General features: G+C 41.2%; 8 protein-coding genes and 4 tRNA genes. 10 read left to right on the forward strand and 2 right to left on the reverse strand.

Going from position 1 to position 11,827, the window contains the following annotated elements; all coding sequences use genetic code 11:
* Window positions 1-110: 110 nt before the first annotated feature.
* The gene (locus FTT91_RS01435; protein ID WP_004972684.1) at window positions 111-2,144 is read right to left on the reverse strand and encodes an NADPH-dependent 2,4-dienoyl-CoA reductase; all 2,034 of its coding nucleotides are present in this window, start codon (window positions 2,142-2,144) and stop codon (window positions 111-113) included.
* A gap of 597 nt (window positions 2,145-2,741) precedes the next feature.
* On the opposite strand from FTT91_RS01435, the gene argG reads away from it, so the two are divergent.
* Window positions 2,742-4,085: an argininosuccinate synthase gene (gene argG / locus FTT91_RS01440; RefSeq protein ID WP_179994760.1), complete on the forward strand. Its 1,344-nt coding sequence runs from the start codon at window positions 2,742-2,744 to the stop codon at window positions 4,083-4,085.
* Between the two features lie 116 nt (window positions 4,086-4,201).
* Here the strand turns inward: argG and FTT91_RS01445 are convergent, their stop codons facing one another.
* Window positions 4,202-5,461 (reverse strand): GGDEF domain-containing protein, encoded by a 1,260-nt coding sequence (locus FTT91_RS01445; RefSeq protein ID WP_096902183.1) that lies wholly within the window; start codon window positions 5,459-5,461, stop codon window positions 4,202-4,204.
* Between the two features lie 197 nt (window positions 5,462-5,658).
* On the opposite strand from FTT91_RS01445, the gene pyrC reads away from it, so the two are divergent.
* The 9 genes from pyrC (at window position 5,659) to FTT91_RS01490 (ending at window position 11,788) form a co-directional block, all read left to right on the forward strand.
* Entirely contained in the window at window positions 5,659-6,693 is a 1,035-nt protein-coding gene (pyrC, locus tag FTT91_RS01450; RefSeq protein WP_004972678.1) for a dihydroorotase, read from the forward strand.
* Complete coding sequence (rnt, locus tag FTT91_RS01455; RefSeq protein WP_096902181.1) at window positions 6,678-7,340, forward strand: ribonuclease T; 663 nt, start codon at window positions 6,678-6,680, stop codon at window positions 7,338-7,340. Before pyrC ends, rnt begins: the two co-directional genes overlap by 16 nt.
* A gap of 215 nt (window positions 7,341-7,555) precedes the next feature.
* Window positions 7,556-7,714, forward strand: a complete 159-nt coding sequence (locus tag FTT91_RS01460; RefSeq protein WP_004972674.1) for a hypothetical protein — start codon at window positions 7,556-7,558, stop codon at window positions 7,712-7,714.
* Between the two features lie 149 nt (window positions 7,715-7,863).
* Window positions 7,864-7,939, forward strand: a tRNA-Glu gene (locus FTT91_RS01465).
* 110 nt (window positions 7,940-8,049) lie between these two features.
* Window positions 8,050-9,468: an amino acid permease gene (locus FTT91_RS01470; protein WP_026438458.1), complete on the forward strand. Its 1,419-nt coding sequence runs from the start codon at window positions 8,050-8,052 to the stop codon at window positions 9,466-9,468.
* 288 nt (window positions 9,469-9,756) lie between these two features.
* Window positions 9,757-9,832, forward strand: a tRNA-Glu gene (locus tag FTT91_RS01475).
* A 24-nt stretch (window positions 9,833-9,856) separates the two neighbouring features.
* Window positions 9,857-9,932 (forward strand) — tRNA-Glu (locus FTT91_RS01480).
* Between the two features lie 45 nt (window positions 9,933-9,977).
* A tRNA-Glu gene (locus FTT91_RS01485) sits at window positions 9,978-10,053 on the forward strand.
* A 313-nt stretch (window positions 10,054-10,366) separates the two neighbouring features.
* A complete protein-coding gene (locus FTT91_RS01490; protein WP_180168842.1) occupies window positions 10,367-11,788 on the forward strand; it encodes an iron-containing redox enzyme family protein in 1,422 nt (473 codons plus the stop codon).
* The last annotated feature ends 39 nt before the right edge of the window (window positions 11,789-11,827 follow it).

The following is an 11,827-nucleotide window of genomic DNA, read 5'->3' on the forward strand; positions in this document are numbered from 1 at the left end:
GCTTTTGATTTGATGACAAGTAAAAAATACCACTCAAGCACTCAAGTGAATATTGTTTCACCAAATCAGCGCTAAAGTTCATCAAAACAACAGCATAGCCACCTCACTTTTTAAAGTTTAGCAGCCAATTCAGCCCCTTCACGAATCGCACGTTTTGCATCTAACTCTGCAGCAAGCTTCGCCCCACCAATAATATGATAGTTAGCCAAAGTATTTTCATCTGCCGCAGGCATTAAATCTTTAACCGATTCCTGCCCTGCACAGACTACAATGCTATCTACACGTAACAATTGGTCTTGACCTGCCATTTCAATCCACAAGCCTTCATTGCTGATGGCTTTATATTGCACACCACGTAGCATACGCACCGCATGTTTTTTCAACTGTGCACGATGTACCCATCCTGAAGTTTTACCCAAACCTGCACCTAAAGCTGTCGTCTTACGTTGCAATAAATAAATTTCACGGACTGGGGGATGAACTTCTGGAGCAAGCATACCACCTTCAGTCACATAGTTAGGATTCGGATCGACTCCCCACTCACGCTGCCAATCTGCCAAAGGCTGCGGTTGTGGCTGATGTTCAGGTTTCAGTAAAAACTCCGACACATCAAAACCGATACCGCCTGCACCAATCACAGCGACTTTTTGTCCAACAGGTGCACCACGTAATACTTCTGCATAAGACAATACTTGCGGTGCATCGCTGCCTTCAATTTTTAAAGCACGTGGTACTACACCTGTTGCAATGACCACTTCATCAAAACCTTCACGTTCTAACTGCTCGCGGTTGACTTTGGTATTTAAACGCAAATCGACCCCAGTTTTTTCAATTTGCACTTTAAAGTAGCGAATGGTTTCGTGAAATTCTTCTTTGCCCGGCACGACTTTTGCCAAGTTGAATTGACCGCCCACTTCGTTGCTGGCTTCAAATAAAGTCACATGGTGCCCACGACTAGCAGCAACTGTAGCAGCAGACATTCCCGCAACACCACCACCGACAACTGCAATACGCTTCGGTTGCTTGGTTTTTTCATAGACCAATTCAGTTTCATAGGCTGCACGCGGATTGACCAAACAAGTCGCACGCTGATTTTTAAAGGTATGATCTAAACACGCTTGGTTACAGGCAATACAGGTGTTAATTTCATTGACACGATTGGTCGCAGTTTTATTGACCCAAAACGCATCTGCCAACAATGGTCGTGCCATTTGAATCATATCAGCTTTACCCGCTGCCAATATTTCTTCTGCAGTATCAGGCATATTAATACGGTTGGATGCAATTACAGGAATCTCAACGTGTTTTTTCACTTCTGCGGTGTAATCAACAAAAGCTGCGCGTGGCACAGAAGTCACGATGGTTGGAATGCGCGCTTCATGCCAGCCAATCCCTGTATTGAGCAAGTTCACACCCGCATGCTCTAAGGCTTTGGCAACGGTAATCACTTCGTGCATGGTATTGCCATCGTGGACTAAATCCAGCATCGACAAGCGGAAGCAGATAATAAATTTTTCACCCACTTCGGCGCGAATGGCTTTGACTACTTCTAAAGCAAAACGCATACGGTTTTCAATCGTACCGCCCCATTGGTCTTCACGCTGATTCACATGACGGCTTAAAAACTGATTCAGTAAATAGCCTTCCGAACCCATAATTTCGACACCATCGTAGCCTGCCATTTTGGCTAAACTAGCTGTTTTCGCATAATCTTCAATGGTATTTAAAATTTGTCTTTCACTCATTTTACGTGGTTTAAATGGTGAAATTGGAGATTTAATCGGACTTGCAGACACCACAAATGGTTGATAACCATAGCGTCCTGAATGCAGAATTTGCATTAAAATTTTCGCACCATGCTTATGTACGGCATGTGTCACTAATCGATGTGGTGCAACATCGCCCAATGTATTCATAGTACCGCCCGCAGGCAATAACCAGCCTTGACGGTTAGGTGAAATACCACCTGTAATAATTAAACCCACGCCACCTTTGGCACGTTCGCCAAAATAAGCAGCCAGTTTTGGATAATTATAAAAACGATCTTCCAAACCCGTGTGCATTGAACCCATCACGACACGGTTTTTAATGGTGGTAAATCCTAAATGTAATGGTTTTAGAATATTTGCATAGCGAGTTGTCATGATGAGTCCTTATATGATGAGCTTTGCAACTTGTTGCATGAATACTTTAACCGATTTTTATAAACTGTTTATGACTCTAAAGTTCGACTGTATGGCGCAAACGTCAATTTATAGGGTCTGTTGACACTTCTTCTATGTTTGCGACGACGCTTATTTTTTAGCTGATATAAGGCATGAGGCAGGAAATTTAGTCATTCTAAATGACTGACTCATAACGCAATAGCAGCAAAAAATATGCTTGTCCCCTTGCGCAGCAAACAAAGCAGTGCTTTGTTCTTGCTCATGTGGCTAAAACTTTCTCAGATTGCGTTATGAAACTTGGCAATAGACCCTAACTATTCTTGATATAAACTTGATATAAAACCGCCCAAAAGTAAAAGTGATTTTATTCTGCACCATCCCAATTGCAGGTTTTGATCTTCAACATCTATACCAAGTTTGCCATTTCTAAATGAAAATTTAAGCCTGAACCTGATTTTTTTATCAAATGCGCTTTTTTAACGAAAACAAGCATTTTAAAGAGTGCTATAATTTGCAGTTTAGAATTCTCCTTGGCCACCAAATGTGGTGCCTATTTTAAAAAAGTTAGGACTAGCAATGACTGATAATGCAACTATCTTGCAGAATGTACCAGTAGGCAAAAAAGTCGGTATCGCCTTTTCTGGTGGTCTAGATACTTCAGCTGCTTTATTGTGGATGAAGCAAAAAGGCGCTGAACCATATGCGTATACCGCAAACTTGGGTCAGCCAGATGAAGATGACTATGATGCCATTCCAAAGAAAGCCGAAGAATACGGTGCGGTAAAAGCAGTCTTGGTTGACTGCCGTATGCAGTTGGCTTTGGAAGGTATTGCTGCCATTCAATGTGGTGCATTCCATATCAGCACAGGCGGTATGCCTTACTTTAACACCACCCCGCTTGGTCGTGCAGTAACAGGTACAATGCTAGTGACTGCCATGAAAGAAGATGACGTAAACATCTGGGGTGATGGTTCAACCTATAAAGGTAACGATATTGAGCGTTTCTATCGTTATGGTTTATTGACTAATCCTGCGCTTAAAATTTATAAGCCGTGGTTAGACCAAACCTTTATTGATGAATTAGGCGGTCGTGCGGAAATGTCACAATTCCTTATCGACAATGGTTTTGACTATAAAATGTCAAAAGAAAAAGCTTATTCAACTGACTCAAACATGCTAGGTGCAACACACGAAGCGAAAGACCTTGAGTACCTAGATGCTGGCATCAAAATCGTTGATCCAATCATGGGCGTGGCGTTCTGGAAAGATGACGTTGAAGTTAAAGCCGAAGAAGTGTCGGTTACCTTTGAAGAAGGTATGCCAGTTGCATTAAACGGTCAGCGTTTTGAAAACCCTGTTGAGTTGATTCTTGAAGCGAACCGTATTGGTGGTCGTCATGGTTTGGGGATGTCTGACCAAATCGAAAACCGTATTATTGAAGCAAAATCTCGCGGTATTTATGAAGCACCAGGCATGGCGTTATTGCACATTGCTTATGAGCGTTTGGTTACGGGTATTCACAACGAAGATACTATTGAACAATACCGCATTAACGGTTTACGTTTAGGTCGTTTATTGTATCAAGGTCGTTGGTTCGATTCTCAAGCGTTAATGTTACGTGAAACTGCGCAGCGTTGGGTGGCTAAAGCAATTACTGGTACAGTGACTTTAGAATTACGTCGTGGTAATGACTATACCATTATGAACACTGAATCTCCGAACCTCACTTATGAAGCTGAGCGTTTAACTATGGAGAAAGGTGATTCAATGTTTACGCCAATGGATCGTATTGGTCAGTTAACTATGCGTAACCTAGACATTACCGATACACGCGCTAAATTGGGTCTTTATACCAATTCTGGCTTATTGTCGATTGGTTCAGGTTCTGCAGTGCCACAATTGAAAGACAAAAACAAATAATCACTTGGTGATGATTTTGTGAAATCGAAAGCCGCTCAAATTGAGCGGCTTTTTTATGTTTGTTTAAACATGAGGACTAAACAATTCATACTAAATGAAAGCTGCAATAGAAAAATTTACAGCACTTCTTCCACCTGCAAAGTGTGGTAATAAATTTGATTACGTCCCAACTGTTTCGCACGGTACAAGGCTTGGTCTGCACGTTGTAAGAAATCGCTTTTAAAAATGTCCGCCTCACCTTTATAGACGGTAAAGCCCAAACTGATGGTGACATTACTGTCAACCAAAGATTGACTATGTGGAATCGCTAAACGCTCAACCGCTTTAAAAATATTGGAAGCCACAGCATACGCACCATGCGCATCGGTTTCTGGCAATAACACCACAAATTCTTCACCACCATAACGCGCAACAAAATCCATGTGACGAATTGAGTCTTTAATGGATTTGGCAATCGCTGAAATGACTTCATCTCCCTTTTGATGCCCATAATGATCGTTATATTTTTTAAAAAAATCGACATCGATAAAGAGTAAAGACAATGGCACTTCATCATGCCGTGCCTGTTCGAAATAGCTGTCCAGCATTTCATCAAAAGTACGTCTGTTGGATACTTTAGTCAGCGCGTCATGCTGACTTAAATGCAACAATTCTTCAGCATGAATACGGTTAATTTTTTCACTAAGTCGGGCTTGGTGCATGACCAAAAAAATCATCCGCTCACGGGTACACAGCATTTTACTGATTAAAAAACCCACTACCGTACTGCCAACCAACACCCGCCCCATCACCATCACATCAATTGGAATATACAAGGTTAATAGCATAATCATGGCAACCACAGCCGCCATTAACCCAGTCAGCAGCATGTGAAACGGCTTCACCCCCGTCAGTACAAAACCCATAATATAAATCATGCTGATGATCATCATGGCTTGGTGTCTAAACACTTCGGTATGCACCGTCATGGTCAGCCAGGTCATCGACACAATGGCCCAAAAAATCATAGCCATGGCGGCATAGGCATAATACGGGCGCAAAATTTTATAATGGGCAAAAAAGAACAGGGTCAGTAAGCAAAACGCGCCATTGACCAAGCCTAGTAAAGAGTGGATAAAATCGTGTTTAAAAAAATTACGATCAATAATCCAATAATCCCCAGTAATCATCAGCACGGTGATAATAAAGTAGATGAGTACGCCCGACCAAAAATATTGGTTAATGTTGTGCCGAGCTTGTTCAAGATGCTGTTGCCAAAACTCAACTTCCAGTTGTTTCGGAAAAACCTGCCCCGCACGTTTACGTTGACGTTTAATCAACTCTTCATTTTTTTCTTTGTCGTACTGTAGCTTGGCTAACTTATATTTGTATTCCATGGATGCTTTAAATTCCATTTAATCACGATTGTTGCACAGCAAAACTGTAACAACCTGAATATAATTTTTTTAGTGGTTTAAAAATAACACAATGTCGAAACAATTAATTCAGGCATTTCTATTTTTTATGGCTTTCGACGTTACCATTTTAACATTTATAGATTATCATCTGTTTTATTTTTCAGACTGGCAGCGCCTTGAATACGATTACTCTTATCCAGCCAGATGACTGGCATGCTCATTTACGTGATGGTTTAGCACTACAACGTACTGTTCCCGATCTTGCCAAGCAATTTTCACGCGCAATTTGTATGCCTAACCTTGTTCCACCAGTAAAAACGGTAGAAGAAGCGGAAGCGTATCGTGAACGCATCATGGCACACGTCCCTGAAGGTGTAAATTTTGATCCGCGTATGGTGTTGTATTTTACCGATCAAACCTCTCCCGAAGAAGTCAAGAAAATTAAAGCCTCTGCGCATGTGAATGCCATTAAACTTTACCCTGCTGGCGCGACCACCAATTCAGACAATGGGGTGAGCGACATTCGTAAAGTATATGCGGTGATTGAGCAACTTGAAGAACAACAAGTGCCATTATTACTGCACGGCGAAGTCACGCACAATCATGTCGATATTTTTGACCGTGAAAAACGTTTCTTAGATGAAGTGCTTTCACCATTATTACAACAATTTCCAAACTTAAAATTGGTGCTTGAACACATTACGACCTCTGAAGCAGCGCAATTTGTTTTAGAACAAGGCCGTAATGTCGCAGCAACCATTACCCCACAACATTTATTATTTAACCGTAATGATATGTTAGTAGGTGGCGTAAAACCGCATTTCTATTGTTTGCCTATTTTAAAGCGTCAAACCCATCAACAAACCTTATTAGAAGTCGCAACTAGCGGAAATCCTAAATTTTTCTTAGGGACAGATAGCGCACCGCACTCAAAAAATGCCAAAGAAAATGCATGTGGCTGTGCAGGCTGCTATAGTGCGCCTACGGCAATTGAGCTTTATGCACAAGCTTTTGATCAAGTTGGACGTATTGACCGCTTAGAAGGCTTTGCAAGCTTCTTTGGTGCAGATTTTTATGGTTTGCCGCGTAATACCAACACCATTACTTTGGTGAAAGAAGAGCAAATCATTCCAACCAGTTTAGACTACTTGGATGGTGAACAAATTATTCCGTTATATGCGGGTAAAACCATTCAATGGAGAAAAGTGTGACAGATACAACTTTGCCCGTGATGGGGCAACGTTTTCGTGGTTTTTTGCCTGTGGTGGTCGATGTGGAAACCGCAGGCTTTAATGCCCAAACCGATGCTTTGTTGGAAATTGCTGCCATTCCAATTATTTATGATGCGGATGGCAAATTTGTACCAGGTGAAGCGTATCATGCGCATATCAACCCGTTTGAAGGGGCAAATTTAGACCGTCGTTCGTTGGACTTTATTGGGATTGATCCTTTCAACCCTATGCGTATGGCTATGGCTGAAGATGAAAAAACCGCATTAAAACGGATTTTCAAATCAGTCAATGAAGTGCGTCGCCAACAGAATTGTACCCATGCCATTTTGGTCGGTCACAATGCGCATTTCGATTTAGGCTTTGTACAAGCAGCCATTGCCCGCACAGGCACGAAAAACCAAAACCCATTCCACAGCTTTTCAGTGTTTGATACAGTGACTTTAAGTGCGGTGATGTTTGGTCAAACGGTGCTGGCAAAATCATGCATTCAGGCAGGTATTGAGTTTGATGGCAAAGAAGCTCATTCAGCTTTATACGATACGCAAAAAACTGCAGAGCTGTTTTGTTTTATTCTAAATAAACTTGCGCCGCACATGGTAGAGAACTTACTCAACACAGATCAATAATACGATTTGTACTCGAACATTGAGATGTTTACAGGATGACAGACTGCGTTTGTCGTCCTGTTTTCTTTTTAGTGTTGTGGTTTTGATTCGTGCTTTTCAACCACAAGACTGAGCATCAAAATGATTTTTTCTACGAATCAGCTTTTATGCATGCAGTCTTTTGAGCTGGCTTTGGTTATAATGGCAATATTCCAATTTGTGTTATTGATTCTGCCATGTTGAAAAAAATTGTCTTGGTTTTGGTCATTCTCGCGCCTTCTGCGTTGTATCTTTATATTGTGAATCGTGAGCCTGCTCAACCTAAACCAAGCACTCAACCCGCAGCCACACAAACAACAACCACTGAAAAGCAATATCAAACCCCTGATCATTAAAATGATGCACCGTATTCAAATTTACATGCACTGATTTATTTTTAAAGATGTATTATTTTTTAAGCAAATAACAAATAGTGCGGCAGTTTTTTTAGATTCAGGTTTGACACTGTCGCTAAAAATTCATAATATACGCATCACCTCGCAACGTCCCTATCGTCTAGAGGCCTAGGACATCGCCCTTTCACGGCGGTAACCGGGGTTCGAATCCCCGTAGGGACGCCATTTATCGTGCTATACGATCATTTCTAATCCAAATTTATTATTTCAAGATTGCAGATTTGTAGTTTTTCTCTACAATACTTCGCTTCATTTCATTTTTTCTCCTATCACTTATGCCGTCATCGAATCATCAAAATGATGCTGTGCATCAAGGCAATACTATGCCTTTAAAACGTGCGATGAGCACTCGACATTTGGTTATGATTTCACTGGGCGGTGCTATTGGCACAGGTCTATTTTTAGGCTCAGGTGAAGTCATTGCACAAACAGGCCCCGTTGGCGCCATCATCGCTTATATTTTTGGTGGTTTAATTGCCTATATGGTGATGCTGTGTTTGGGCGAGCTTGCCGTACACATGCCTGTTTCAGGTTCATTTGGGGCATACGCCAAACAATATATTGGACCTGGCACGGGCTATACCATCACTTGGTTATATTGGCTCACGTGGTCGGTCACTTTAGGCACAGAATTTACCGCCGCTGCGTTGCTAATGCAGGAATGGTTCCCGCATATTTCCATGTGGATTTGGACACTGATTTTTGGTGGCGTTGTATTTGGTTTGAATATGATTTCCACGCGCTTGTTTGCAGAATCTGAGTTTTGGCTATCTTTGGTCAAAGTCGTGACTGTCATTGCCTTTATCGTTTTGGGTTTAATGGCAATTTTAGGTGCTGTGTCTTATCAAGGTTATACCTCTGCACCTTTATTTAGCAATTTAACCGCACAAGGTTGGTTTCCTGAAGGGCTATTCCCTATTTTTGCCACCATGTTAATTGTTAATTTCGCCTTTTCAGGTACAGAGTTGATTGGTGTTGCCGCAGGTGAAACCAAAGACCCTGCCAAAAACGTGCCTAAAGCAATCAATACCGCAATTTTCCGTCTGTTGATTTTCTTTGTAGGTACCATTGTGGTGATTAGTGCCTTGCTACCACATCAGGCTGCAGGTTTGGCTGCAGAAGGTGTAAGCAGCAGTCCTTTTGTAACGGTGTTTAATCAGATTGGTATTCCTTATGCGGAAGATATTATTCGTTTTGTGATTATCACAGCGTTACTCTCTGCAGCGAACTCAGGTTTATTTGCAGCTTCACGAATGATGTGGTCGCTCTCACACCAAAAGCAATTACCACAGATTTTTTCTAAGGTGAATGCGCGTGGTATTCCTTATATTGCAGTCATGGTCACCATGCTCGGTGCAATGCCAGGTTTATTGTCTGAACAATTTGCGCCTGAAACCATCTTTAAAAACCTCTTGGGTGTGGCTGCATTTACCATGGTCGTGGTCTGGATGAGCATTTGTTTAAGCCAGTTTAACTTCCGTCGCCAATGGTATAAACAAGGTAAAACCGTGCAGGACTTAGGTTTTGCTGCACCGCTATTTCCAATAGTGCCTATTTTAGGTTTTGTGTTCTGTTTTATTACTTGCTTAAGTATGGTGTTTGACCCTGAAATGCTGGCAGGTTTTATTGGCTGTATGATTTTTATTGTGTTGTGCTATCTCAGTTATTACATGATTTATCACAAAAAATCATAATACTTTTTAGCGGGCATCTAAAAACAATAGCGGGCAATCTTAGGATTGCCCTTTTTTCTGAATTTTGTTAAGTAACAACAAATAGCGAAATACAAAGAGAATCACCCTGCTCGAATATAGGCGTCTATTTAAACAATAGCTTAAAAAACATCATTTTTAGCGCTTCAAACATATTACGACAGTAGAATAGTTTTAATTTTATTCAGTTGATCATTTTTTTCAGAATTATTGCCGAAAAGCGTTTGACACCCCCCTTTATACGCCCTATTATACGCCCACCTCTGAAACGTCCCTATCGTCTAGAGGCCTAGGACATCGCCCTTTCACGGCGGTAACCGGGGTTCGAATCCCCGTAGGGACGCCAATTTCAGAAGTAATATTTTATTAAGTCCCTATCGTCTAGAGGCCTAGGACATCGCCCTTTCACGGCGGTAACCGGGGTTCGAATCCCCGTAGGGACGCCATTACTTTAGATCAAAAGTTCTGGTTTAAAATATCACTTCTACATTGTCCCTATCGTCTAGAGGCCTAGGACATCGCCCTTTCACGGCGGTAACCGGGGTTCGAATCCCCGTAGGGACGCCATATTCGAGATAGTTAATTTAATTAACTTCTTATTAAAAAGCCCAAGCATGATGACTTGGGCTTTTTTATTGCTTGTTTTTTGCTTATTCCCTCATTCCTGTTTTTAACGTTTGATCAAATTTCTTTGATTGCAATATTATTTGTTAATAAATAATTCATTCAAAAGTCTTGTTCTTTTACATTTCCCTTCAACTCGTTATCCATTCATATTCATTTACAGCAATCGCACTATAAATCCGAACAAAAAATCAACACCCGTGGTATCAGCATGCCGTTAAGGTAGAAAGCATAATATATCTTCAGGGATCAGATTATGTTCGTCAGTACAAAGTTAAGTTCGCCTGGAACATCTATTAAAAATCATAATCATCAATTCAATAACTTTAAAGATTGGGTCAACTTCTTTCAAGATCAACAGATTTCGACGGCAGTAAAGACCGAACAGGCTGAGAACTATTTAAGAGATTTAATCCAGCAGGTTGATGTGGCTGGGTTGGAATGGTTGGATCAACCCAGACATGTAGAGCAACATTTTATTGAACAGCACCACCAAACCTGCGCAAATTTCCAATCATATTTAGAACGGCGTAAAAAGCAGCAAGGACGTGAGTATTTCCCGACTGTATCACATGCATTTGAGTTTATTGCCAAAGTTTCACCTGTAAAACTGGTAGACGGCTCATGGCTTTATTCAACTGTGCAAAACTTGAATCGGCCGGAAACTAAAGATCTGATTTATATCTATCTAGAAGAACTGGGCATGGGTCATACTCGTGCCAATCATGTTACTATGTATCAGGACTTGCTGAATCATTATGAGTTAAACAGCTATGCCGAGCAGCTGGATGCCAGTTATTATGAACAAGCAGCCGTTCAACTGGCATTGGCCTATGCACCACCTGAATATTTGCCGTTAGTCATTGGTTTTAATCTCGGTTATGAGCAGCTGCCCTTACATCTGTTAATTACCAATTATGAGTTATCTGAACTCGGTATTGATCCACATTATTTCAATGTGCACATTACCATTGATAATGCTCACAACGGTCATGCACAAAAATCGCTGCAAGCATATTTTGATCATTATGCACTCGCTGAAGATCCTGCCCACTATCTGGATTTGATTAAAAAAGGGTATATGCTGAATAACATTGGTAAAAGTTCTACCCAGATCATCAAACAACTGGATACCGAAAAACTGGCTTTGAAAGTGTTCCAGAACAAAGCACTCATTGGACAATATATTCATAACCAAAAATGCCAGTTTAGTGGCAAGACCATTAATGAATGGTTATCCGATCCGGGACAGATTGCGGACTTCCTGAAAGTGATGATTGAAAAAGGCTGGATTGAAAAAAATGCTCCTGTTCAACAAAGCCGTTTCTGGAAAATGATTGATGATCCAGATGGCAAAATGTTTGGTGTATTTAATGCGACTGAAAAACAAATTATTAAAGACTGGATTCAAGGTGAGACTTTGGCTGCTCGTCTGTCATCACGTAGCAGATTTCAAGTACATAACCATATGGAACCCGTATTGAACCGTATTGACCAGCAACAGATCCATCAGCTGAAAAGCCGTCTGAATCGCTGTGTTGCTGCCGAACAAAAAATAGCTTTATTGATTCCTTATGTGGCACCGCATATGCATCATCAGGAATTGGGCTTGTGGGCAACGCGTCAGCTTTCCCAGCTACTCTTCCCTTTTCAGACTCAAGCCATGACTTATTCTTAAAAAAAGATAGTTCATTAAAAACAGGGCCTTTTATATGCC

Source organism: Acinetobacter sp. YH12021 (assembly GCF_013420145.1).
Classification (GTDB): Bacteria; Pseudomonadota; Gammaproteobacteria; order Pseudomonadales; family Moraxellaceae; genus Acinetobacter; species Acinetobacter towneri.